At 42.7% G+C, this 25217-nt stretch carries 16 protein-coding genes and 1 tRNA gene; 9 read left to right on the top strand and 8 right to left on the bottom strand.

The window, feature by feature from the left end; translation table 11 throughout:
- Positions 1–13 precede the first annotated feature (13 nt).
- Complete coding sequence (locus tag ACGHVY_RS00545) at positions 14–3340, bottom strand: SusC/RagA family TonB-linked outer membrane protein (protein WP_390596303.1); 3327 nt, start codon at positions 3338–3340, stop codon at positions 14–16.
- Positions 3341–3373: 33 nt separating this feature from the next.
- Positions 3374–6007: a zinc-dependent metalloprotease gene (locus ACGHVY_RS00540; RefSeq protein ID WP_308745840.1), complete on the bottom strand. Its 2634-nt coding sequence runs from the start codon at positions 6005–6007 to the stop codon at positions 3374–3376.
- A 196-nt stretch (positions 6008–6203) separates the two neighbouring features.
- On the opposite strand from ACGHVY_RS00540, the gene ACGHVY_RS00535 reads away from it, so the two are divergent.
- The 4 genes from ACGHVY_RS00535 to ACGHVY_RS00520 all read left to right on the top strand — a co-directional run bounded on the left by ACGHVY_RS00535 (position 6204) and on the right by ACGHVY_RS00520 (position 16264).
- A complete protein-coding gene (locus ACGHVY_RS00535; RefSeq protein WP_390596300.1) occupies positions 6204–7859 on the top strand; it encodes a M23 family metallopeptidase in 1656 nt (551 codons plus the stop codon).
- A 26-nt stretch (positions 7860–7885) separates the two neighbouring features.
- Complete coding sequence (locus tag ACGHVY_RS00530) at positions 7886–9529, top strand: C69 family dipeptidase (protein WP_308745838.1); 1644 nt, start codon at positions 7886–7888, stop codon at positions 9527–9529.
- A 162-nt stretch (positions 9530–9691) separates the two neighbouring features.
- A complete protein-coding gene (locus ACGHVY_RS00525) occupies positions 9692–11437 on the top strand; it encodes a phospho-sugar mutase (RefSeq protein WP_308745837.1) in 1746 nt (581 codons plus the stop codon).
- A gap of 531 nt (positions 11438–11968) precedes the next feature.
- The gene (locus tag ACGHVY_RS00520) at positions 11969–16264 is read left to right on the top strand and encodes a two-component regulator propeller domain-containing protein (RefSeq protein ID WP_390596297.1); all 4296 of its coding nucleotides are present in this window, start codon (positions 11969–11971) and stop codon (positions 16262–16264) included.
- A 364-nt stretch (positions 16265–16628) separates the two neighbouring features.
- Here ACGHVY_RS00520 and ACGHVY_RS00515 read toward each other — a convergent pair.
- From ACGHVY_RS00515 to ACGHVY_RS00505, 3 genes are all read right to left on the bottom strand, one after another.
- A tRNA-Lys gene (locus tag ACGHVY_RS00515) sits at positions 16629–16701 on the bottom strand.
- Between the two features lie 118 nt (positions 16702–16819).
- Complete coding sequence (locus tag ACGHVY_RS00510; protein WP_390596294.1) at positions 16820–17929, bottom strand: AI-2E family transporter; 1110 nt, start codon at positions 17927–17929, stop codon at positions 16820–16822.
- An 18-nt stretch (positions 17930–17947) separates the two neighbouring features.
- The gene (locus ACGHVY_RS00505; RefSeq protein WP_277134362.1) at positions 17948–18547 is read right to left on the bottom strand and encodes a thymidine kinase; all 600 of its coding nucleotides are present in this window, start codon (positions 18545–18547) and stop codon (positions 17948–17950) included.
- A 139-nt stretch (positions 18548–18686) separates the two neighbouring features.
- Between ACGHVY_RS00505 and ACGHVY_RS00500 the strand changes: the two genes are divergently transcribed.
- The 5 genes from ACGHVY_RS00500 to ACGHVY_RS00480 all read left to right on the top strand — a co-directional run bounded on the left by ACGHVY_RS00500 (position 18687) and on the right by ACGHVY_RS00480 (position 22377).
- The gene (locus tag ACGHVY_RS00500; RefSeq protein WP_390596291.1) at positions 18687–19286 is read left to right on the top strand and encodes a hypothetical protein; all 600 of its coding nucleotides are present in this window, start codon (positions 18687–18689) and stop codon (positions 19284–19286) included.
- 10 nt (positions 19287–19296) lie between these two features.
- A complete protein-coding gene (rsmI, locus tag ACGHVY_RS00495; RefSeq protein ID WP_390596290.1) occupies positions 19297–19971 on the top strand; it encodes a 16S rRNA (cytidine(1402)-2'-O)-methyltransferase in 675 nt (224 codons plus the stop codon).
- Positions 19972–20005: 34 nt separating this feature from the next.
- Complete coding sequence (locus ACGHVY_RS00490) at positions 20006–20863, top strand: hypothetical protein (RefSeq protein ID WP_175628409.1); 858 nt, start codon at positions 20006–20008, stop codon at positions 20861–20863.
- 99 nt (positions 20864–20962) lie between these two features.
- Positions 20963–21655, top strand: a complete 693-nt coding sequence (locus tag ACGHVY_RS00485; protein ID WP_308744008.1) for a YjjG family noncanonical pyrimidine nucleotidase — start codon at positions 20963–20965, stop codon at positions 21653–21655.
- A gap of 62 nt (positions 21656–21717) precedes the next feature.
- Entirely contained in the window at positions 21718–22377 is a 660-nt protein-coding gene (locus ACGHVY_RS00480; protein ID WP_390596287.1) for a MarC family protein, read from the top strand.
- 101 nt (positions 22378–22478) lie between these two features.
- Here ACGHVY_RS00480 and ACGHVY_RS00475 read toward each other — a convergent pair whose 3' ends face one another.
- The 3 genes from ACGHVY_RS00475 to ACGHVY_RS00465 are packed head-to-tail and all read right to left on the bottom strand — an operon-like array spanning position 22479 to position 25206.
- Positions 22479–22967, bottom strand: a complete 489-nt coding sequence (locus tag ACGHVY_RS00475; RefSeq protein WP_390596284.1) for a lipid-binding protein — start codon at positions 22965–22967, stop codon at positions 22479–22481.
- Positions 22968–22989: 22 nt separating this feature from the next.
- Positions 22990–23682 (bottom strand): BT_2262 family domain-containing protein, encoded by a 693-nt coding sequence (locus tag ACGHVY_RS00470; RefSeq protein ID WP_308744011.1) that lies wholly within the window; start codon positions 23680–23682, stop codon positions 22990–22992.
- 27 nt (positions 23683–23709) lie between these two features.
- Positions 23710–25206 (bottom strand): SusD/RagB family nutrient-binding outer membrane lipoprotein, encoded by a 1497-nt coding sequence (locus tag ACGHVY_RS00465; RefSeq protein WP_390596282.1) that lies wholly within the window; start codon positions 25204–25206, stop codon positions 23710–23712.
- Between the last annotated feature and the right edge of the window lie 11 nt (positions 25207–25217).

Genomic DNA, 25217 nt, shown 5'->3' with positions numbered 1-25217 from the left:
ATTTCTCTGAATTTTAGAAGTTAAGATTTAAATTGAATGTGATTGATTTGGCTACAGGAGTAGCATATAAGTTGCTCATAGATTCAGGATCCATGTAGTTTTTGTAGCTGGAACCAAATACAAATAGATTGCGTCCCTCTATCCCTACTGTTGCTCCTCCGATACTGAGTTTATGCAACCATTCTGATGGTATACGATAAGCAAGGCGTAGATTTTGAAGACGTACGTAACTTAATTTTTTTACCCAAATATCCAGTGCGCGATAAACATCTCTCCGGTCACCAAAGAAACTGTAATCTGCTATATTATGATTACGGCTTACTAATGCGGGGAATTTTCCGTCAGTATTTTCAGGAGTCCATCTGTCTAGAATATCCCGGTTGGTGTTTCGTCCCGGGTCAAATGAAGTCAAGTCATAGGAAGGGCTGGTGCGTACGTGTGCTCCTAAATTATAAGAGAAGTTCACATTCAGTTCCCAATTACGATAAGTGAATGTATTCATAAATCCTCCGGTGTAAGGAGCGTCGGAAGTTCCGATATAGCTGTAGAATTCTCTTTCTTCGGCTGGAGTCACGTTGGGTGCATAGAATCCGAGTCCGGTTTCGTCTGTTAGTTTATATAGTGTTTCTATATTCACTGTTTGTCCATCTTTTGTCTCAATAAGTATTTGTCCGTTTTTAGGATCTACTCCTTGAGTCTTTAATGCAAAAATGGCACCTACTGGATAACCTTGCAAACCAGGTGTTGTTTGATTTTCAGGTGTCATGACTTTCAAGACTTTGTTTTGGTTATAAGCAAAGTTGAATGTTGTGTACCATGAGAAATTTTTAGTAGTGATGTTGCGTGTCTGCAAGTTTATTTCTATCCCTTTGTTTTCCATGCTGGCCCAGTTGATGCTTTGGCTTGTAAAGCCGTTTTCCAGCGGTAACATTTTTGTCCCGATGAGATCTGTACCTTTACGATAATAATAGTCTACTGACAGATTGATAGCTTGGTTGAGTATCGCAAAGTCTAAACCAAGGTTGTAAGAAGCTGTTTTTTCCCAACGCAGTTTATCATTGGGAGCACTGCTGATTGTGATATTTTCTTCTGTATTTCCGGGTAGGATACTTACATTGTTATATACACCAACCAGGAATGGTGAAGTGTTCTTGTCTATATTTCCCTGTAAACCATATGAGAAACGGAATGCGAGGTTGTCCAACCATTTGGGGTGATTCAAGAATGATTCGTTGGAGATACGCCATAAACCACTTACTGAATATATAGGCAAATACCGATATTTTTTGTCTACACCAAAGAGGTCGGAGCCATCTAAACGTATGCTGCCGCCTAGAGTGTAACGCTCCATTAATGTATATGAACCGTTTGCGTAAAAAGAGGCAAACGCATTTTCCTGATATGTTTTGCTATGCAAGGGATACTTCTTTGCTACTGTTTCATCTGGGAAAATTAATGGTTTGGTAGTCAATGTTTTTGGGTCGTATCCATACCCTGCGGTAAATTGAGTTTCGTACCAGTTCTTACGAATTTCCGATCCTCCCATGAATTGGACAGAATGAATATCATTGAAGGTGTTTTTGTATTCGCCTTGTAATTTCCAGGTAATTTGTGAACTTGTACTGTTATCAACTCTATGCATTCCACCTTCCGGTATGATATATATTTGGTCTACTTTATTGTAGCTATCCTCACGAATGTTACGAAGATTGAATGTATTTTGTCCGATGTATTGTTCTTGAGAAGATTGATCCCATTGTATTCCGACTTGGGTTGTTACTTTCCATTGGTCATTGAATCTTAATTCGGCATCAAAGATAGAATTGATTGCAGTTATAATCTTTTCATTTTGGGTGTTGTCCCGTTCCTCAAAAATATTGAATCCACGTTTGGGATCAGGGGTGTTATCACTTGTACCTATGATATCATAGTCATATTGATAATTATTGTTTGAATCATATGGCTCAAAATAAGGATTTGCGGTACGTGAATAATATACAGGGTTAGAATAACCGTATTTATCAGTTACGAAATTCTCATTTTTACGTCTGTTGGCAAAGAGTGAAATTCCAATCTTTAATAATTTGTTGAGTTGGTAAGAGGTTTTGCTTGTCAGATTAAAACGACTCATACTTACTCCCGGTACATTACCGTTCTCTTTTGTATAGCCGAGAGAGTTATAATAGGTTACTTTCTCACTACCTCCTGAAATGCTAAAATTATATTCTTGTGTAAATGCATCTTTAAACAAGATGTCATTCCAGTCGGTATTAATTGTTTTTAACCGGTTGATCGCAGCTTGCGCTTCAGGAGTTAATCCGTTCCAGCCTTTTTCACGGTAAATGTTCATTAGATTATATTGATTGAGGATAGAGGCCACTCCTCCCTTGCTGGGATAAACCTGAAGACCAAACATATCTAATGGTTCATTCATTAATTGTAACTCTAAATCTACTTTTTCTTGTGAATTTAGCAGATTCAAACGGGAAGTATTCAAATTAGGCGTATAAGTCAATTTGGTATTAAAGTTGATAACAGGTTTTCCTGTTCTTCCTCGTTTGGTAGTAACTACAATTACTCCATTAGCAGCACGTGCACCATAAATAGCAGTAGCTGCGGCATCTTTCAGGATAGTAATGCTTTCTATGTCATTGGGACTTAATCCTGCGATAGATGATTGTTGCATATTCGTAATGTCATTATCTGTTGCATCATCTAATTTTGGAATATCTGTTCCTTCCAAAGGCATTCCATCCAATACCCACAACGGATCTTGTGTCCCATTTAATGAAGCCGTACCACGAATACGAATTTTGGCCGGAGCTCCCGGAGCACCCGAAGTATTTGTAACAGCTACACCGGCAATTTGTCCTGTCAAGGCTTGGTCAATGCTTTTGGTAGCACCTACCATCGCATCTGATAATTCAACTTTTGAGATAGCAGCAGTCAACTTTCTACGTTCCAATGTCTGATACCCCGTTACCACTACGTCCGCTAAAGCATGTGCCGAAGGTTGAAGTACAATGCGATAACTTTTTTTATCTCTTTGCAATGCAATTGCCTGTTCTTCAAAACCGATATAACTGCAATGAATACGAGTTACTTTTTCCGGAACGGAAATAGAGAATTTACCATCAATATCAGTTATGGTACCCAAAGAAGTCTGTGATGCTCCGGCTTTCTTCAAATCGTCTGCATGGACATAAACGGAAGCACCGATCAGAGGTTCATTATCTTCACCGGAGATTACGACTCCGGTAATGGTGCGGTTGGCAGCACTGGCGAAAGCCAGTGCATTCACAAATAAGCATATAATAATGCACAAAAATTTGATTCTCATTAATTGTAAGATAGTTTAATTAATAGGTTTGTTTTACTTGATTCCCAAAGCGGTATTAATGCGTAAAATCATATCTTCATAATGGTAGCGTGTAGCAGTATCGGAAGTTCCCAAACGATTCTGCAATAACTTCTTGATGCGTAATAATTCACCGCGTTTCACAGAAATGGCATCAGAGATGCGGTTGAGCTGGCTGCCGTAGAAATTGAGTACACGTGGAGCGCCCATCCGGTCTTCCTGGCGAAGTGCACGTTGTTCGGCAGCATAACAGCTACAGAAAGGAGTGGCATGGTCAAGCAAGAAATGCTCGTTTGCAATTTTCTTGTTGATTTTCACGGCTTCAGGTTCTGCGGCAGCAGTAAGTAAGGCATCCAGGAAGTTCTTTTGTAAAGAACGCTCCATCACGTTGGGAATACCGCCGCGTTCGGTAATACCGAAAATGTTCTTGTGTAGTCCGTCCATCAGTTCCACTACTGTAAAGGCTTTCTTTCCGTTGACAGACTCATTCTCTATCATACGCATCAGACGGGTGTTGCCGAGCAAATCCCAAAGAATATAAGCTTGGGCATTCTTTAATATCTGCGTAGGAGCGTTCTCCTGTTGTCCGATCGGAGTGTTACGGAGCAGGTAAGTGTATTCTCCCACTTCCGTATCAAATAACCATTTAGGGTAAGTCAATACTTCATCAAGCAAGAATTTCAGTGAAGCCTGTTGCTTCTCTTTTTCGACGAATGTGTAAGTCTTTACGCCATCTCCTACGGTTGTATTCTCGATATAGATACCACCGATGTTGGCAAGTACATGATACAAATAGTTGTTCCACTGGTTGATAACAGCGTAATAGAGACGGGATGCTTCTTCGTAAGTCTGTCCCTTTTCTCCGGTTGTAGTCCACTGAAGAATTTGCGGGACGATACGTTTCAGGTTTTCGATACCGAGTAAAGAAGAACGAACTGGGTCGTCTCCTAAATCCTCATTCTGCGCACGTGGGTCTACGGCATCGCGTACATCTTGTGCTTCGCTGTATTTATAAAGACGGTCTGTATGTTTGCTCAGGAAATCGAACAAGAGGTCTTTTTCTTCTTCAGGAGTGCTCTTGCCATACCAACGATAACCATACTCGATAGCGAACATATCATAAGGACCGATATGCGGAGAAAGTACTTTCACGCCGTCTCCCGGCTGGGCGATGTAGTTGAAACGTGCATAGTCCATAATGGATGAAGCGGTAGAATTCATTCTGGAAGTGAAGGCTTCCGAGCGTAGTGAATCTGTCGGGAAAGCCCATGACCCCATCATGTTATGACGCAATCCCAAAGAGTGACCTACTTCGTGGCAAGCCACAAAACGGATGGCGTCGCCCATCAAGGCATCAGGCAACTGCACGCTGCGGGCTTCCGGGCAAACGGTTCCCGTCTGCACTGTAATCCATTCGCGTACCATAGAAAGCACATTATGCCACCACATAATGTCCGCCTCCAGGATTTCTCCTGAACGTGGGTCCAATAGGGAAGGGCCCATTGCGTTTTTCTTTTCCGAAGCGGCGTAAGTCAGCACGGAGTAGTTGACATCATCCATATCTACATGCATGCTGTCCGTGATTTCTTTGGCGATAATCGCATTCTTGAAGCCGGCTTTTTCAAAAGCGGTTTGCCAGTCTTCAATTCCTTTCTTGATATACGAACGCCATTGGTAAGGAGTTGAATTATCAATGTAGAATACGATAGGTTTGGCAGGTTCCACAATTTGCCCTTTCAGGTAAGCTTCCCGGTCTTCCGGTTTGGGCTCCATGCGCCAACGTGTGATATATTGCGTTTTATCCGTTCTTTGCTGTGCGTCGCTGAAACTTAATAGCGGGTTGGTGAAGTATCCGACTTTCTGATTGTCGAAACGTCCCATCATCGGTGTTTCAGGCAGCAGGAGAATGGAAGAACTGACTTCCACCGTAACGTATACGGTTGTGGTTCCTTCTGTCACCCGGGTGGTCAACTCGGAAGTCGCCACGACATTGTTCGAGAAAGATTTGATAGAAAGGATACGTGATAAGTTCTTGATAGCCGAAGTACCCAGATTAATATTGGTAAATACATTATTGATACTGGTTTCCGTACCATCATAAATATCATTCACCTTGATTACCAATGCAGTAGAATCCGCATTGATTGCTTCGATTTTGAATGCGGCAATCAGCGGAGAGATAAAGTTATCCTTTACCGAACGGAATATGGCATCGTTCTGAGGAGCCAGGGGCAACGGGCGCTGTTGGCGGAACATCAGTTTTCCGCTAGCCTTATCCCATTCCATGCAAACCATCTGATTCTCATAGTTTACTCCACGGTTTACACCTGCGTCGTTCAGTTCGGCAGGAACTCTTTGCAGTTTATTGACAACTAATAAATCACGTCCTAAAAGGGATGTGGGAACTTCAAAATAATAATCATTCTTTTTTTGATGTACAGCAAACATTCCTTTGGTTGTTTTGCTGCCTTCCACTAATTTTTCGTAGTCGCTTTTACTCTTCTCCTCTCTTCCTTCTGGTTTCTTCTTTTTCTTTTTAAACCAACTCAGATTTTCTGTAGCGGGGGTAGTTGCAAATGCTGAGTGTGCTTCACCGCCCAGCAGCATACATGCAATGACCGCTGCCATTACTTTTACATACATTCTCATTGAGTTCTTTATATTTAATTAAAATTAAAAACGGATGCAAAAGTACTAATATAAATAACATAATAGATACAGGTTTGCAATGAATATAATAATAAAAAGAAATATTAACTAGTATCTCCGGTTATCATATCCGCCCGGATATTTCGTAATTTAGTTGGAATAGTGTACATTTGCGGGGAGTAAAAAAGTGAATGGAATGATAAAACAATATATCACTGCTTTGATGCTGGCTTGTTGCATCGGAGTTTGTGGACAAGAAAAGAAGCAAGCCACCTTTGTGCCACCTTTTGACTTTCCTCTTACATTGAGCGGAAACTTCGGAGAAATCCGCTCTAACCACTTTCATGGCGGATTGGATTTTAAGACAGGCGGAGTTATTGGCAAACCTGTCCGTGCCCTTGCCGACGGGTATATTTCACGTATCCGTGTCACCAATGGTTCGGGGTATGTACTTGATGTCTGTTATCACAACGGTTATTCTACTATCAACCGGCATCTGAACGGTTTTATTTCCCCTATTGCCGAAAGGGTGGAGAAACTTCAATACGAGAATGAGAGTTGGGAAGTGGAGATTATTCCCGAACCGGATGAATATCCGGTGAAAGGCGGTCAGCAGATAGCATGGAGCGGGAATACCGGCTATTCATTCGGCCCGCATCTCCATTTGGATGTGTTCGAAACAGAATCGGGGGATTATATCGACCCGATGCCTTTCTTTAAATCAAAAATCAAAGATACGCGTGCCCCGAAGGCCGACGGAATTATGTTTTTCCCACAGCTTGGCAAAGGTGTGGTGGATGGAAAACAGCAGGTCAAAACGATTCTTCCGAACGCGGAGCGTCCGGTGGAAGCATGGGGAGTGATAGGCACAGGTATCAAGGCATATGATTACATGGATGGGGTCAGCAATCATTACGGAGTGTATTCCGTTGTTCTCACGGTAGATGGAAATGAAGTGTTCCGCAGTACGGTAGACCGCTTTTCTCAAGATGAAAACCGAATGATAAACTCATGGACGTGCGGGCAATACATGAAATCTTTTATTGAACCGGGGAATACTTTACGTCTGCTGAAGGCATCGAATGATAACCGTGGTTTGGTGACGATTGATGAAGAACGGGATTATCAGTTCTTATATACCTTAAAAGATGCTTTCGGGAATACTTCCAAATACGGTTTTACCGTACGTGGGCGGAAGCAGCCGGTTGAACCTTTGAATCATCGGGAGAAATACTTCTTTTCCTGGGACAAGACGAATTATCTGCAAGAACCGGGATTGAGCCTGATTGTGCCAAAGGGAATGTTGTATGACGATGTTCCTCTTAACTATCAGGTGAAAGCCGACAGTGGGGCAGTGGCATTTACTTATCAGATAAATGATACACCCGTTCCGCTTCATGCGGGTTGCGAGCTTCGTATCGGGCTGCGTAGAAAGCCGGTTGCTGATAGTACGAAATATTATGTAGCCCGTGTGACCCCAAAAGGTAGTAAGTACAGTGTAGGCGGGAAGTATGAAGACGGTTATATGAAAACATCTGTCCGTGAATTGGGGACTTATACCGTTGCTATTGATACAGTTCCGCCCGAAATCACCCCTATCAATAAGAACCAGTGGGGAAGAAACGGCAAGATTGTCTATCGGTTGAAAGACGAGGGAGCCGGAATAGCTTCCTATCGGGGAACGATAGATGGAGAGTATGCGCTCTTCGGACGGCCTAATATTGTGAAGTCATATTGGGAGTGTAAACTTGATCCGAAGCGTGTGAAGAAAGGCGGCAAACATACTGTCGAACTTACTGTGACCGACCATTGCGGGAATGAGACTGTAGCCCGTGAGACTTTTGTCTGGTAATTATTAAAAGTGAATCCTATATAATTATGAAGAGAAGAATTATTTTGTGTGCTGCCATACTGGTGGCGGCTGTGGCGGATACTTTCGCCTGTACCAATCTGATAGTCGGCAAGAATGCCTCTGCCGACGGTTCGACCATCGTTTCCTATTCTGCCGACTCGTATGGTCTGTTTGGAGAACTGTACCATTATCCGGCAGCTACTTATCCGAAAGGAACCATGATGAAAGTGTATGAATGGGATACCGGTAAATACTTGGGAGAAATAGAGCAGGCACGGCAGACTTACAATGTGACCGGCAATATGAATGAATATCAGGTTACGATTGGTGAAACGACTTTCGGCGGACGTCCCGAATTGGCGGATTCTACAGGCATCATTGACTACGGAAGCTTGATTTATATCGGATTGCAACGTTCGCGCACTGCCCGTGAAGCCATCAAGATAATGACTGACTTGGTGCAGCAATACGGCTATTATAGCAGTGGGGAGTCTTTTACCATTGCCGACCCGAACGAAATATGGATTATGGAAATGATTGGGAAAGGTCCGGGTATCCGCGGAGCTGTTTGGGTGGCTGTACGTGTGCCCGATGATTGTATTTCAGCTCATGCCAACCAGTCGCGCATCCATCAGTTTGACATGAACGATAAGGAAAACTGCATATATTCTCCCGATGTTGTTTCTTTCGCACGTGAAAGAGGTTACTTCAACGGAGTAAACAAAGATTTTAGTTTCTCGCTTGCTTATGCGCCCCTCGATTTCGGTGCACGCCGTTTCTGCGAAGCCCGCGTATGGAGTTATTTCAATAAATTCACTGATAACGGAAAAGATTATCTTCCTTATATCGAAGGAAAATCCAACACCCCGATGCCACTTTTCGTGAAACCGAAACAGAAGCTGTCCGTGCAAGATGTAAAAGACATGATGCGCGACCATTACGAGGGAACTCCGCTTGACATCTCTAATGACTTCGGAGCAGGCCCTTACAAAACTCCGTACCGTCTTTCGCCGCTGAACTTCAAGGTGGACGGTCAGGAATATTTTAACGAACGTCCTATCTCTACTCAACAAAGTGGTTTTGTATTTGTTGCACAAATGCGTGCTAATATGCCCGACCCGATAGGCGGCGTTCTTTGGTTTGGTGTGGACGATGCGAATATGGCAGTATTTACTCCTGTCTATTGCTGTGCTACGAAAGTGCCGGTATGCTATACGCGTGTGGACGGAGCCGATTATATAACCTTCTCTTGGAATTCTGCTTTCTGGATTTTCAACTGGGTATCAAACATGGTTTATCCGCGTTATGATTTGATGATTGGTGATGTACGCGAAGCACAGAAGGAGATGGAAACGACCTTTAACAACGCGCAGCAAGGTATTGAAGAGATGGCAGCCAAATTGTTGGAAAAAGATAAGAACGCCGCTGTTGATTTCCTGACAAACTATACCAGCATGACTGCCCAGAGTACGTTCGATACATGGAAGCAACTGGGTACTTTCCTGATTGTGAAGTATAACGATGGAGTGGTGAAACGTGTGAAGGACGGACAATTTGAACGTAATTCTATCGGACAGCCTGCCGGAGTGCTCCGTCCCGGTTATCCGAAGGAATTCTTGCAGGAATATGTCAAACAGACCGGAGAGAGATATAAAGTGCCGCAAGAATAGATAATGAGTATTGGATATAAGGTATTGAGTATATTGTTTTTTTTGATTCTTAATTCTCAAATTTCAATTAAAAGAATAGGAATTATAAACTTATTATTTTACATTTGTGTGCTCAAGAATATAACAGTAAATAATTCATTAACCATATAAATAATAATCGAAATGGAAAATCAGGAACTTATTAAACAGGTCACTGAGAAAGCCGAAAAATGGCTGACCCCGGCTTATGATGCCGAAACTCAGGCTGAAGTGAAACGTATGTTGGAAAACGATGATAAGACCGAACTAATTGAAGCATTCTACAAAGACCTGGAATTTGGTACAGGTGGTCTGCGCGGTATCATGGGGGTAGGTAGCAATCGTATGAATATCTATACGGTGGGTGCCGCTACTCAAGGACTTTCCAACTATCTGAAGAAGAACTTCAAAGACCTGCCGCAGATTTCTGTTGTGGTTGGCCACGACTGCCGTAACAACAGCCGCTTGTTTGCGGAAACTTCTGCCAATATCTTCTCTGCCAACGGTATTAAAGTATATCTGTTCGATGATATGCGTCCTACCCCGGAAATGTCTTTCGCTATCCGTCACCTCGGTTGCCAGAGCGGTATTATCCTGACTGCTTCCCACAACCCGAAAGAATACAACGGCTACAAGGCATATTGGGATGACGGTGCGCAAGTATTGGCTCCGCACGATAAGGGTATTATCGATGAAGTAAATGCTATTGCTTCCGCTGCCGACATCAAATTCCAGGGTAATCCTGATTTGATTCAGATAATCGGTGAAGATATCGACAAGATTTATCTGGATATGGTGAAAACTGTTTCTATTGATCCGGAAGCTATCGCCCGCCACAAGGATATGAAGATTGTTTATACTCCGATTCACGGTACAGGTATGATGTTGATTCCGCGTGCGTTGAAGATGTGGGGATTCGAAAACGTGTTCACTGTTCCCGAACAAATGATTAAGGATGGTAACTTCCCGACTGTTGTATCGCCGAACCCGGAAAATGCGGAAGCTCTTTCTATGGCTGTGAACCTGGCCAAAGAAATTGACGCTGACCTCGTAATGGCTTCCGACCCGGATGCTGACCGTGTAGGTATTGCCTGCAAGGATGACAAAGGCGAGTGGGTACTTATCAACGGTAACCAGACTTGCATGATGTATCTTTACTATATTCTTACTCAGTACAAACAACTGGGCAAGATTAAAGGTAATGAATTCTGTGTGAAGACCATCGTAACTACCGAACTTATCAAGAAGATTGCCGACAAGAACAACATCGAGATGCTCGACTGCTATACAGGATTCAAATGGATTGCACGTGAAATCCGTCTGCGTGAAGGCAAACAGAAATACATCGGTGGTGGTGAAGAAAGCTACGGTTTCCTTGCCGAAGACTTCGTTCGCGATAAAGATGCTGTTTCAGCTTGTTGCTTGATTGCCGAAGTTGCTGCCTGGGCAAAAGATAACGGTAAGTCACTGTATCAATTACTGCTCGATATTTACGTAGAATACGGATTCTCTAAAGAATTCACCGTAAACGTTGTGAAGCCGGGTAAGAGCGGTGCTGAAGAAATCAAAGCCATGATGGAAAACTTCCGTGCTAACCCGCCGAAAGAACTGGGTGGCTCTAAAGTAATCCTGAGCAAAGATTACAAGACTCTGAAGCAGACAGACGACAAGGGAAATGTAACGGCAATTGATATGCCGGAATCATCAAATGTTCTTCAGTATTTCACAGAAGACGGTAGTAAAGTTTCAGTCCGTCCTTCCGGAACAGAACCTAAGATTAAGTTCTATATGGAAGTTCAAGGTGAAATGGGATGTCGTAACTGTTTCGCTTCTGCCGAATCTGCCGCTATGGAAAAAATTGAAGCAGTGAAGAAGTCATTGGGTATCTGATTCTGTTTCTTCTGATAGTTTCAGAATCGAACAATAATAAAATCGCCTCTATAATCTTTCCGAAGAGTATAGAGGCGTTTCTTTTTTATCTATATGATAGTCTTGATTTCCCCTGTTTTCAAGCGTTTCGCCCGATTAAGCACAGTTCTTTCAATTCCTTTGCATTCTTTAAGCCGACTTTCTAATCATTCTTAGAAGAATCTTGTTCTATTGGCATCATCTCAATTTCAACAGGCAGGCTGCGGATACACATGTTTTGTTGATGCTTTAGAGTGATACGTTCAGTTTCATATTCATAAGTTGTTCGTTTGTAGTTTGAGTGTATTTCGTAGCCTGCTTTCTTTATTTCTCATACTATATTTTTACTAAAAGTGTTTCATATAGATTGTTTTTATAGTCGGTTGAATAAATGTTAGAAGATGTTTGGCAAAAACAAGTGTCTTTTCAATGTTATTTTGTGAGCTGTTTCTTTATTATTTCAATTATCTTGACTATTTTTGCTCATCATTTATTATTAATCTTGGAATCTATATGACACAAAGATGCTTTTTTGTCTTCATCTTTTTTATTAGCCTCGTTTTGAATGCTTATGGTGCAATAGAACTCCGTTCTACACAAATGAGAACCAGTGACGGTCTTCCCAATAACTCTGTCCGTTATATCTATCAGGATAGCAAAGGCTTTCTGTGGCTGGCTACCTTGAACGGATTGAGCCGTTATGACGGCAACTCTTTCCTTACTTTCCGACCGGAAACCGGAGACAAAGTCTCTTTGGCGGACAACCGGATTTATGACCTTACCGAAGATAAAGACGGTTTCCTGTGGATTTCCACTACACCGGAATTATATAGCTGCTACGATTTGCAACGTGCCCGCTTTATAGATTATACCGGTTGCGGTGAGTCGAGACAGAACTATTCGACCGTATTCGTTGCTGCCAACGGGGATGTTTGGCTGTCACATTCAGGAAATGGCTGTCGCCAGATGACCCATCAACCCGACGGTGAAATGACCTCTACCGTATTCAGAACCGAACGTGGAAACTTGCCGGACAACAGGGTGAAATTCGTGAATGAAGACGCCAGCGGTCGTATTTGGATTGGAACGCAATGCGGACTAGTCTCTGTCACCAACGGACAATACCGGATAGAAGACCGGTTAATCCATTTCACTTCTTCTCTGGCTTACAAGAATGATATGTATTTCCTGACAGCCGACGGGGATATCTACCTTTATCAGTCTGCCACTCAAAAGATGCAGAAACTGGCTTCCCTTGCCGTTGTCGCAGGTAAGACCTCGCCGACCGGAAACTTCTTGCTAAAGGATAAATGGGTCATTCTGACTACCACCGGAGTATATACGTACGATTTTAACACTGGTGACATTCAGGCAGATTCCCGCATGGACATCAAGAAAGGCGAACTGATACGTGACAATCGCGGCGACTATTGGATATACAACCATACGGGACATCTTACTTATGTGCTTGCCGAAACGGGAGAAATCAAGGACTTCCAGTTGATTCCGCAGGACAAGATGGGATATATTGACTTTGAACGTTATCATATCGTCCATGATTCCCGTGGAATTATATGGATTTCAACCTATGGAAACGGACTTTTTGCCTATAATACTGCTGAAGACAAACTGGAACACTTCGTAGCCAATATAAATGACCAAAGCCATATCAGTTCGGACTTCCTGCTTTACGTCATGGAAGACCGTGCCGGCGGTATTTGGGTAGCTTCCGAGTATTCGGGACTATCCCGTATATCCGTCTTGAATGAAGGGACTTCCCGCATCTATCCCGAATCCCGTGATTTATTCGACCGTTCGAACACCATCCGTATGCTCACCAAAATGTCGAACGGGGATATTTGTGTCGGCACGCGTAAAGGGGGACTTTACACCTTTGACTCCAATCTCCGCTCGAAGATGACCAATCAGTATTTCCATTCCAATATTTACGCCATTGCCGAAGACGGGCAGGGACGAATGTGGACGGGAACCCGTGGAAACGGACTGAAAGTAGGGGATACGTGGTATTATAATAATCCTTCCGACCTCACGGCTTTGTCCGACAATAATGTCTTTACTATTTATCGCGACCGTAAAGACCGTATGTGGATAGGAACATTTGGCGGCGGACTCGAACTGGCAGAACCTACGCCCGACGGAAAATATAAATTCCGTCATTTCTTCCAGCAGACATTCGGAATGCGAATGGTGCGCGTGATAGAGGAAGACGAGAACGGAATGGTCTGGGTAGGAACCAGCGAAGGAATCTGTATCTTTCATCCCGATTCATTGATTGCCGATTCTGATAATTATCACCTGTTCAGTTACACGAACGGCAAGTTTTGTAGTAACGAAATCAAGTGCATTTATCGGGATACGGAAGGACGCATGTGGATTGGTACTTCCGGTTCGGGGTTGAATCTTTGTGAGCCTCAGGATAATTACAATTCCTTGAAGTATGAGCACTACGGCACTTCCGAAGGGTTGGTCAACGATGTGATTCAATCTATCCTGGGAGATAAGAACGGAAATCTGTGGGTGGCTACCGAATATGGTATCTCCAAGTTTAATCCGGCTAATCGTTCATTCGAGAACTACTTCTTCTCTTCCTATACCCTGGGGAATGTGTATAGCGAGAATAGCGCCTGTATGCGCGAAGACGGAAAGCTGTTGTTTGGAACAAACTACGGTCTGATTGTCATCGACCCCGAAAAGATTCAGGATAGCGAGACTTTTTCTCCGGTAGTCTTCACTGATTTGTATGTCAACGGGACTCAGATGAATCCGCAAATGGAAGATTCTCCGTTGAAGCAGTCTCTTGCCTATTCGGATGAAATCACTTTGAAATATTATCAGAACTCGTTCCTGATAGATTTCTCTACCTTTGATTATTCCGATAGCGGGCATACGAAGTATATGTACTGGCTGGAGAACTACGACCAGGATTGGAGTGCACCCTCTCCCTTGAATTTCGCTTCTTTCAAATACTTGAATCCGGGGACGTATGTGCTTCATGTAAAATCGAGCAACGGGTCGGGTATTTGGAATGATAGCGAGACTACTTTGAAGATTGTGGTTGTCCCCCCATTTTGGAAGACTACCTGGGCGATGCTGTGCTATGTGTTGCTCTTGATTATAGCTTTATATTTCTCATTCCGTATTGTCCGCAACTTTAACGGGCTGCGCAACCGTATCAATGTAGAGAAGCAGTTGACCGAATATAAACTGGTGTTTTTTACCAATATCTCCCACGAATTCCGTACCCCGCTTACATTGATTCAAGGAGCACTGGAGAAGATACAGCGCGTCACGGATATTCCGCGTGAACTTATATATCCGTTGAAGACGATGGATAAGAGCACGCAACGTATGTTGAGACTAATCAACCAGTTGCTGGAATTCAGAAAGATGCAGAACAATAAACTGGCACTTTCTCTGGAAGAAACCGATGTGATTTCTTTCCTTTATGAAATATTCCTGAGTTTCGGTGACGTGGCGGAACAGAAGAACATGAATTTCCGTTTTCTGCCTTCTGTGCCGTCCTATAAGATGTTCATTGACAAGGGGAATCTGGATAAGGTGACTTACAACCTGCTTTCCAATGCATTTAAATATACGCCTTCCAACGGCACTATCATCCTTGCGGTGAGCGTGGACGAAGCCAAGAAAACATTGCAGATTCAAGTATCGGATACAGGAGTAGGTATTCCTAAAGAGAAACAGAATGAACTGTTCAAACGCTTTATGCAGAGCAACTTCTCCGGTGACAGTATCGGCGTAGGTCTGCATTTGAGCCACGAACTGGTGTCGGTGCATAAAGGTACGATTGACTATAAGGACAACGAAGGCGGTGGTTCCGTATTTACCGTATGTATCCCGACGGATAAGACGGTTTATGCAGAGAAGGACTTTTTGATTCCCGGCAACGTATTACTGAAAGAAGCGGACGGACAGGCGCATCATTTATTGCAACTCTCGGAAGAACTTCCCGACCCGGAAAAGCTACCTGCTCCTTTGAATAAACGGAAAGTCCTGATTATTGAGGACGACAACGATATTCGTGAATTCCTGAAAGAGGAAGTCGGTGTATATTTTGAAGTAGAAGTTGCTGCCGACGGGACATCCGGCTTTGAGAAGGCGCGTACGTCCGAGGCAGACTTGATAATCTGTGACGTACTTATGCCGGGAATGACAGGATTTGAAGTAACCCGGAAGTTGAAATCTGATTTTGAAACAAGCCATATTCCTATCATTCTGCTGACTGCACTAAGCTCACCGGAAAAGCATTTGGAAGGTATTGAAGCGGGAGCGGATGCTTACATCGCAAAGCCGTTCAGCATAAAACTGTTGTTGGCACGTGTGTTCCGTTTGATAGAGCAACGCGACAAACTGCGTGAGAAGTTTTCCAATGAACCGGGTATCGTGCGTCCTGCCATGTGTACCACTGACCGGGATAAGGAATTTGCCGACCGGCTGGCTGCTATACTTGAACAGAATCTCGCCCGTCCTGAATTTTCTATTGACGAGTTTGCGCAGCTTATGAAGTTGGGACGAACGGTCTTCTATCGGAAACTGCGCGGCGTGACCGGATATTCGCCTAATGAATACCTGCGTGTGGTGCGTATGAAAAAAGCAGCGGAACTGCTACTCTCGGAAGATAACCTGACTGTTGCGGAAGTATCCTATAAAGTTGGTATCAGCGACCCGTTCTATTTCAGTAAATGTTTTAAGGCGCAGTTCGGCGTAGCGCCGTCTGTTTATCAACGTGGGGTGAATACGGATGCTGCTTCTTCGGAGCCACAGGAATAAGAACTGATTCTGACATAATAAACCATGTCAGAATCCTTCCCTTTGTGAAAGAGTAAGCCAAAACAGGGCACCCGCTCAATAATCTCTACATAGTTTTGACTTTTTTTCATCTTCTCTCTGAAAAACCTATAAAACCTTTTTTCCTGTGTTGTTCTATGCCTATATTTGTTCTGCAATCTCAAACTATATCGCCATATGAACCTACAAGAGTTTTCATCTTATGTTCCTGATGTTGGTAGTGAAAAGAACGATTTCACCTGTATTAGGTGTTCCAATTTGCGGTAAAATGCAGGTTTGATATAAAATAAAAAGCTCTGATAAGTTTGATTATCAGAGCTTTATGCATTTTTGCTGTTTTAAAAAGTGATCCGCCTGGGGCTCGAACCCAGGACCCCAACATTAAAAGTGTTGTGCTCTACCTGCTGAGCTAGCGAATCAATCCTTATTTGCAAATCAGTTATTTCCTGATTGCGGGTGCAAAGGTAGTGACTTTTATTTAATCTGCAAGTGTTTCGTAGAAAAAAGTTTCAATTATTTTTCTTCTTTACTGCTTGTCTATTGATTATCAGTAATTTCTGCTTCATCATATTTTATCTTTTCTTTGTTGATAATAAAGCGTTGATAATAGGAAAGCATTAAAGTGGTTAAAGGTAACGCGATGATCATTCCTAACATTCCCATTAAAGACCCCCAAATAGAAAGAGATAAAAGGATGATGGCAGGATTCAGTCCGGTAATTTTTCCCATGATTTTGGGGACTAGGAGAGTGTCCTGTATAATTTGTACGATGGCAAAGACAGCCAATGCGCACGCGATGATAATCCAAAAGTTCTGTCCGGTATCGGCAGCCTTGAGGATAGCCAATACGATAGTGGGGAGGAAACCGATGATTTGCAGATAAGGAACCATGTTGAGAGCTCCGATGAAAAGTCCCAAGGCAATAGCCATCGGGAAATCAATAATCAGGAAACCGATACTGAAAAGAATACCTACGCAAAATGCAACCAGTGCCTGTCCACGAAAATATCTGTTCATGCCGTCCTGCACGTCATAAACCAGGTTGGAAGCGAATTTGCGGTATTTATTGGGGAGCAGGTGCAGCCATCCTTCGGCTATGGCTTCATAATCCAGTAATATAAAGATTACATATAATAATATGATAAAGGAAGCGAAGATACTGAACAGAATATTGAGTGATTCTGCAAGCAAAGCCCACATTCTAGGTACAGTTTCTTTGATTGCGGCAAGGATGTTCTCTTCACTCAGCATTTTGTTCAATGCCACCAAATCGAGGTTCTCATGGACAAATTCGGAAAGCGTCTTGGGGACGTTGCTGCCACCGCCGTTTGTGAGATAGCTTACCAATAAATCATTCATCCTGCCTATTTCGGAAACCATAGGCGGGACTAACAGATAGAATAATGCCACTCCCACAACAGTGATCAGAAACAAAGCGCAGAAAATGGAAAGGATACGGCTTTTCAACTTCAGCCTATATTGGAAGAACTTGACTAACGGATAAACCATATAGGCAATCAGCCAGGCAATAAAGAAAGGTAATAGCACTCCGCTCAGTCGTTCTACAAGCATTAAGACTCCTACCACCATCATGCATCCGATGGCACCACGTATAAAACTGTCGAATGTTATCTTCTTCCTTTCCATAGTTGTTTTCTGTTGAGTTTATATCTTTTGCCCGTCCTCTTCCAACGCCCGGAGATAGCATTGCCTGCAAAGAGGTTCATACTCCGCTGTTTCACCCAGAAGGACTTGCTTGTCGTTCTTGACTGTACGATGTGAGAATGATGCCAGATCTCCACATTTTACGCAGATGGCATGCACCTTGGATACTTCATCGGCTATGGCGCAAAGTTGTGGCATTGGTCCGAAAGGATTCCCTTTGAAGTCCATATCCAAGCCTGCAATAATGACGCGAACTCCATTATTTGCGAGCTGATTACATACGTCTATCAGTCCGCTGTCGAAGAATTGCGCTTCGTCGATGCCTACCACATCTATCTCGGAAGTAAACAGCAGGATACTTGCCGATGAGTCGATAGGGGTGGAAGCGATGGAATGGCTGTCATGCGAAACGACATCCTCTTCCGAATAACGGGTGTCGATAGCCGGTTTGAATATCTCCACACGCTGACGTGCAAACTTTGCCCGTTTCATTCTGCGAATCAACTCTTCTGTCTTTCCTGAGAACATAGAACCGCAGATAACTTCAATTCGACCTCTTCTTTTGGTCTCCTGTATGTGGTCTTCTGAAAATAATACCATGTGATTTTGTGCTTTCTTGATTAAATAATGACTGCACAAAGGTAAACAATTCAATGTGCAAGAACTGTTAAAATATCCATTATTTTAAGTTATTGCATAAATTATTCCTACATTCGCACCATATTAATAATGGATAGACATGAAACAGAAGCTATTAACAGATATCGAACTGGATGTTCATGAGTTAAAGTGTCTCATGGAGTCTTTTTCCAAAGAGCCGAATCAGACTTTGTCTGAACTGTTGAAGCGGAGTATTGCGCGTATGCAGGGACGTCTGGATGAACTGTCGCAGGAAATAGGTTCTGTTGTGGTGAGTGATGTTCCTTCTTCCATCATAGAAGAAACTGTTGTAGAAGAAACAATAGTGGAAGAAAAAGAGATTGTTGTCTCTGAAGAACAGTCACCTGTTGTTATTCAATCCCCTCAGCCTGTTATTTCCGAAGAAGCCCCTATTGTTATAAAGAAGGAAGAGCCAAAGTCCTCAGTGTTGGGAGAAAGTATCAAACTGGCTGCCGGTTTGCGTCATTCTATCAGCTTGAATGATTCTTTCCGTTTCTCACGCGAATTATTTAAAGGGGATACTGATTTGATGAATCGTGTGATTGAGCAGATATCGGTAATGGGTTCCTATAAAACTGCTGTCGCATTTCTTTCCTCGAAAGTTGAAATAGACGAAGAGAAAGAAGCGGTAGTTGACTTTTTGGAGTTATTGAAGAAGTATTTTAACCAATCAGCATAAACAAAAATATATGGGAAAGTTGTATGTAGTACCTACGCCGGTAGGAAATCTTGAGGACATGACCTTTCGGGCTATCAAAGTTCTGAAGGAGGTTGACCTGATTCTGGCAGAGGACACGCGTACCTCCGGTATCTTGCTGAAACACTTTGAAATAAAGAATGCAATGCAATCTCACCACAAATTTAATGAACATAAAACGGTGGAAAGTGTTGTTTATAAAATAAGGGGCGGTGCATCGGTTGCGTTGATTTCGGATGCCGGAACGCCCGGGATTTCGGATCCCGGATTCCTGGTGGTTCGTGAATGTGTACGCAATGGTATCGAAGTGCAATGCTTGCCGGGAGCAACGGCTTTTGTTCCGGCACTCGTAGCATCGGGACTGCCGAACGAGAAGTTTTGCTTCGAGGGATTTTTGCCCCAAAAGAAAGGACGTCAGACACGACTGAAGGCATTGGCAGAAGAACGCCGTACCATGGTGTTTTATGAATCGCCCCACCGTCTGTTGAAGACGTTGACACAGTTTGCCGAATATTTCGGTGCTGAACGTCAGGCAACCGTGTCGCGTGAAATATCCAAGCTCCATGAGGAGACGGTTCGCGGCAGCTTGGCAGAACTGATAGAACACTTTACCGCCACCGAACCACGGGGCGAGATTGTGATAGTATTAGCAGGAATAGACGATTAAAATAACTTCATTTAAAAACGTAAAACGTAAACGTATGAAAAAGTTAGCAGTTTTATTTGTATGCGCAGCCATGTTGGCTTCGTGTGATAGCTTTAAAGGTGGAAGCAAAGACCTGAAGGCTGAAAATGATTCTCTTTTGATGGAACTGACCCAGCGCAATGCTGAACTGGATGATATGATGGGAACTTTCAATGAAGTACAGGAAGGTTTCCGTAAGATCAATGCTGCCGAAAGCCGCGTGGACTTACAACGCGGGACGATTACTGAAAACTCAGCCAGCGCCAAACAGCAGATAGCTTCTGACATCGAGTTCATCTCTAAACAGATGGAAGAAAACAAGGCTCAGATTGCCAAATTGCAGGCTCAGTTGAAGAATAGCAGTTACAATTCTGCACAGATGAAAAAGGCTGTTGCCGCTTTGACTGCCGAACTGAACGCTAAACAACAGCGTATCGAGGAACTTCAGACAGAGCTGGCTTCCAAGAATATCCGTATTCAGGAACTGGACGCTGCTGTCAGCGACTTGTCTGCTGCCAAAGAAACATTGGTTGCAGAAAACGAAGCTAAAGCTAAAACCGTTGCCGAACAGGAAAAGAGCTTGAACGCTGCCTGGTTCGTATTCGGAACAAAATCTGAATTGAAAGCTCAGAAGATCCTTCAGAGCGGAGATGTCCTGAAGAGCGCTGATTTCAACAAGGATTATTTCACTCAGATCGATATTCGTACAACAAAAGAAATCAAATTGTACTCTAAACGTGCTGAGTTGCTGACTACTCATCCTGCCGGTTCTTATGAATTGGTGAAAGATGACAAAGGTCAACTGACATTGAAGATTACTAATCCTAATGAATTCTGGAGTGTATCCAGATACTTGGTTATCCAGGTGAAATAAGGTAGGATTCCTTTTTAAGAATTGCCAATGTGCTGATTCCTGGATTCAAGAAATTAGCACATTGGCTTTTTTATTTTTTATATACACCCATTACTGCTGATGAAATATAAAAATCTGTTTTTTGATCTTGACGACACTATCTGGGCTTTCTCCCGCAATGCCCGTGACACTTTTGAAGAAGTATATCAGAAATATGCATTCGACCGTTACTTTGATTCGTTCGACCATTATTATACGCTTTATCAGAAACGTAACACCGAACTTTGGATTGAATACGGTGAAGGAAAGGTGACGAAAGATGAATTGAACCGTCAACGTTTCTTTTATCCTTTGCAGGCGGTAGGAGTGGAAGATGAAATCTTGGCCGAACGGTTCTCGAAAGATTTTTTTGCCATTATTCCTACTAAAAGCGGTCTGATGCCTCATGCAAAAGAGGTGTTGGAGTATCTTGCTCCTAAATATAACCTGTATATCCTTTCCAATGGCTTTCGTGAGTTGCAATCACGTAAGATGCGTTCGGCGGGTGTGGATGGTTATTTCAGGAAAGTGATTCTTTCGGAAGACCTCGGAGTGTTGAAGCCCCGACCCGAAATCTTTAATTTTGCCCTGTCCGCCACCCAATCTGAGATGCGCGAATCGTTGATGATTGGTGATAGTTGGGAAGCGGATATTACCGGAGCGCACGGGATAGGAATGCATCAAGCCTTCTACAATGTGACGGAACGGGCTACTTTCCCTTTTCTTCCTACTTATCACATTCATTCTCTGAAAGAATTAATGAATTTATTATAAGTTCTCTGGATTAAGTCGTATTTTTGTTGCGTTTAATAAATGCATAAAAATACGATATAATCATGGATAGTGCACTTCTGCCTTTTGCTTTACTTTGCTTCACCTCGTTTTTTACATTGACCAATCCTTTGGGTACAATGCCTGTCTTCCTTACTATGACTCACGGGATGACAGAGAAAGAGCGTCAGTCTATCGTCCGTCGTGCCACTATTGTGTCGTTTATCACAATAATGGTTTTCGTCTTTGCCGGTCAGTTCCTTTTTAAGTTCTTCGGTATCTCCACCAACGGGTTCCGTATTGCCGGTGGAGTGATAATCTTCAAGATAGGCTTCGATATGCTTCAAGCCCGCTATACGCCGATGAAACTGAAAGATGAGGAAATCAAAACGTATGCGGATGATATTTCTATCACTCCGCTTGGTATACCAATGTTGTGCGGTCCCGGTGCGATTGCCAACGCCATCGTATTGATGCAGGATGCCCATTCTTATGAAATGAAAGGGATACTGATAGGTACTATTGCATTGATTTATCTGCTGACTTTCTTCATTCTTCGTGCTTCCACAAAATTGGTGAACGTCTTGGGTGAAACGGGAAATAATGTGATGATGCGTCTTATGGGATTGATTCTGATGGTGATTGCTGTGGAATGTTTCGTGAGCGGGGCGAAGCCGATATTGGTGGATATTGTGAGAGAGGGGATGGGTGGTTTTCTCAAATAATGAGTCGGAAAAATAACTCCATATAGATTAAAATGTAAAAGAGGCTGGAACTCAAAATATATACTTTGAGCCAGCCTCTTTTTATAATTTAAGTTCTCTAATTAAAAATCATCAGCAGGGAAACCTGTTCGACGAAATCCTGAAATTTTATAAGTTAATCCATCCTCATCGTCATCGAACTGTACCATATATACGATACTATCGGCAGGCATACCACTAGGTGTCTTTGCTGCTTTTTCCAGCACTTTACCGTCAGTAATCTTCACTTTGGATTCATAAGTTACATTATCTGCGAATCCCGCTGTTGAGAAGGTTCTCTCTGCATAGTTTACATTCACCTTTAGTTTGTAGCTCCAGAAATTATTTAAATCATCCAGCCACATTTCAGTTTCACTATTGTTGGCCGTGTTGTAAGTACTCATTTGCAGATGTCCCAGTCCAAAAGGATCTTCTACTTCTTTCCCGTCAATAATTGCGTTCACTGTTATCCACCAGTCGCCTGCCATTTTTTCAACGGCGGTACCTCCTGGTTCTGTTTCATCATCACATGCTGTAAATGCAAAAGCTAGTGAAGCCAAAAGCAATATCATATATTTCTTCATAATCGTATACTTATTTTTTTACTATAATATCAAAAGATAACTGACCGGCATAATCAACGGTCCATTTCAGATTCCCTGTTGCAGGATCTAATGACGTATTAGTCATCTGATCCATAGAGTCACCCCATCCTGCAACGTAACTTTCCAAAGGAGTGATGGTATTATCATCATTCAATTCAAACTTACCGACCATCGCATAATCCGGTCCATAGCCTGCACGTTGCTCGTACCAGCCTCCTAAAAAGTCGCTGATATAAAAAATGCCCGGTTCTAATTGCAATATAATTATTTCATATCCACTGAAAGCTATAACGGCAGGAACAGTGCGTTTGCTGCCTTCAGCTACGGTATAAATACCAGATTGCAAAGGAGACGCAGTATTATCTGCTACATATACTGTTCTTGTGAAAGTTTTGGCAAAACCGTCTTCATTATATGCCGCATATACTAAATTATAGATGCCTGGAGTATTTACATCAACACTTCCTTTTATTTGTACGGATGATGTAATGTCTTCGCCGTTCATTTCTGCATAATATCCTGGCTCCACATAAGATTGGCCTTTTTCTAGAACTATCTTCTCATCGCCTTCTCTTTCCAATGTTACGAAATAGGTGATTTTGGAAGTGTCATCTGTTGATTTGTCGCAAGCTCCAAAAACGAACGACAAACATACTAATATGTTATATAATATTTTTTTCATATATAAGTCTTACTAAGTTATTAGCTTCTATTTGATATCCCACCAAACCGGAGTGCTTCCCGGTACAGCTGCTGGAGTATTGGCATTCTGCTGGCGTGCGCTTAAAGGATAAGTCATGCGTTTCATTAGTCCACCTGCTTCTAATCCGTTAGTCCATGGTGCTACTAGATCTCCCGGAGTATATAAGGCTGCATTTTTCTGTATCTCTTCTGCTGAGTGGGACGATAGTTTCGGACAATCTGTACGACGGATTTCACTCCATGCTTCCATATGATCCATATAGAAAAGAGCCACCCACTTCTGCATATAAATCAGATTTAGCTTGTCTGCCAATGTTGAAGCGGCATCCCAGGAACAGTCACCTTCCAAAATACTATTCTCTTGTCCTGCAAATCCACGAACAGCAAAATCAGCGGTTACACCTGCTTCGTATGCGCTTTTTGCACTTGCATCATTGTTCAAGAAACGAGCATACACTTCTGCAATCAGGAATTGTAATTCCGCTTGAGTAAAGAAGTAAACAGGTTTTGTTGCCCCAATTGAATAATTGATGGCACTTACGTTTTTATTTTTCCAGTTATCAGTACCTAAGATACTTTGCATATGCGTTTTTCCTCCGGGGAGCTGTCCGACATACTTTCCATCTGCATCAGTCTTATTAATACCATAGGCGATGCGGGGGTCTCCCGTATTACTTAGATAGGAGATGAGTGGATAAGCAGCGCAATGATTGCCTGTCAGCCCCACAGCATTAGTATTATACCATGGATTACGTTTATCAGTTTCATCTACAAAACAGTCCAATTTCACATCTCCGGTAAAGAACTTGTTGTTTTGTACTAAAAGTTTTACTTTTTCAGTATAGGCTGCTGCGTCTACATTAGCATCGATAAAACGCAAGTACATACGGAGACGGAGAGCATCGGCAAATCCTTTCCATTGAGTGAGGTCTTTGTTGAATATCAAATCCGGCACGTCCATGCCGCTTCCGTCCAAAGCAGCCTCTGCCGCATCAATCTCATCCAATATACCTTTATATACAGTCTCACCTGTATCCCATTTGGGCGTTGCATTAGCATTTCCTTGCAAAGCTTCTGAATAAGGCGAATCACTGGTATTATCTACAATGATTTGGAAAGCATATGCTCTCAGTATGGTAGTCGCAAAACGATCAGCGGGATTTGTTGTCTTTTCCAAAACCTGTTTTGCATCTTCCAGGGCGCCTGCAAATAAAATTCTATAAGAATAATCCATTTGCTGGGAAGATTCGGTAAATGTATACTCACATAGAGTGTTATATTGGTTGGATTCCGGCTTCTGTTCATAATATTGGGCAAAGAAACCTGCATAATTATAGATTTCGCCTCCTACAGCCGAAGCAATAGATGCACTGATGGAAGGAAATATCAAATCTGCCGTTACCTGATCATTCATCGGGTAATTGGGGTCATCATTGATATCCAAATCGCAACTGGCAAAAAATACTGTTGTTGCCAACGATGTATATAATAATATCTTCTTCATATTTATTCCTG

The organism is Bacteroides sp. f07, assembly GCF_042854785.1.
Classification (GTDB): Bacteria; Bacteroidota; Bacteroidia; order Bacteroidales; family Bacteroidaceae; genus Bacteroides.
The sequence above is the reverse complement of the archived record's forward strand: the minus strand, read 5'-3'. Positions and strand labels throughout refer to the sequence as shown.

Excerpts from the sequence above, each read along its gene's own strand:
- ACGHVY_RS00480 (WP_390596287.1), top strand. The coding sequence starts at position 21,718 with ATGGATAGTGCACTTCTGCCTTTTGCTTTACTTTGCTTCACCTCGTTT.
- ACGHVY_RS00505 (WP_277134362.1), bottom strand. The coding sequence starts at position 18,547 with ATGGTATTATTTTCAGAAGACCACATACAGGAGACCAAAAGAAGAGGT.
- ACGHVY_RS00465 (WP_390596282.1), bottom strand. The coding sequence starts at position 25,206 with ATGAAGAAGATATTATTATATACATCGTTGGCAACAACAGTATTTTTT.
- ACGHVY_RS00520 (WP_390596297.1), top strand. The coding sequence starts at position 11,969 with ATGACACAAAGATGCTTTTTTGTCTTCATCTTTTTTATTAGCCTCGTT.
- ACGHVY_RS00530 (WP_308745838.1), top strand. The coding sequence starts at position 7,886 with ATGAAGAGAAGAATTATTTTGTGTGCTGCCATACTGGTGGCGGCTGTG.
- ACGHVY_RS00540 (WP_308745840.1), bottom strand. The coding sequence starts at position 6,007 with ATGAGAATGTATGTAAAAGTAATGGCAGCGGTCATTGCATGTATGCTG.
- ACGHVY_RS00485 (WP_308744008.1), top strand. The coding sequence starts at position 20,963 with ATGAAATATAAAAATCTGTTTTTTGATCTTGACGACACTATCTGGGCT.
- ACGHVY_RS00510 (WP_390596294.1), bottom strand. The coding sequence starts at position 17,929 with ATGGAAAGGAAGAAGATAACATTCGACAGTTTTATACGTGGTGCCATC.
- ACGHVY_RS00470 (WP_308744011.1), bottom strand. The coding sequence starts at position 23,682 with ATGAAAAAAATATTATATAACATATTAGTATGTTTGTCGTTCGTTTTT.
- ACGHVY_RS00535 (WP_390596300.1), top strand. The coding sequence starts at position 6,204 with ATGATAAAACAATATATCACTGCTTTGATGCTGGCTTGTTGCATCGGA.
- ACGHVY_RS00490 (WP_175628409.1), top strand. The coding sequence starts at position 20,006 with ATGAAAAAGTTAGCAGTTTTATTTGTATGCGCAGCCATGTTGGCTTCG.
- ACGHVY_RS00500 (WP_390596291.1), top strand. The coding sequence starts at position 18,687 with ATGAAACAGAAGCTATTAACAGATATCGAACTGGATGTTCATGAGTTA.
- rsmI (WP_390596290.1), top strand. The coding sequence starts at position 19,297 with ATGGGAAAGTTGTATGTAGTACCTACGCCGGTAGGAAATCTTGAGGAC.
- ACGHVY_RS00525 (WP_308745837.1), top strand. The coding sequence starts at position 9,692 with ATGGAAAATCAGGAACTTATTAAACAGGTCACTGAGAAAGCCGAAAAA.
- ACGHVY_RS00475 (WP_390596284.1), bottom strand. The coding sequence starts at position 22,967 with ATGATATTGCTTTTGGCTTCACTAGCTTTTGCATTTACAGCATGTGAT.
- ACGHVY_RS00545 (WP_390596303.1), bottom strand. The coding sequence starts at position 3,340 with ATGAGAATCAAATTTTTGTGCATTATTATATGCTTATTTGTGAATGCA.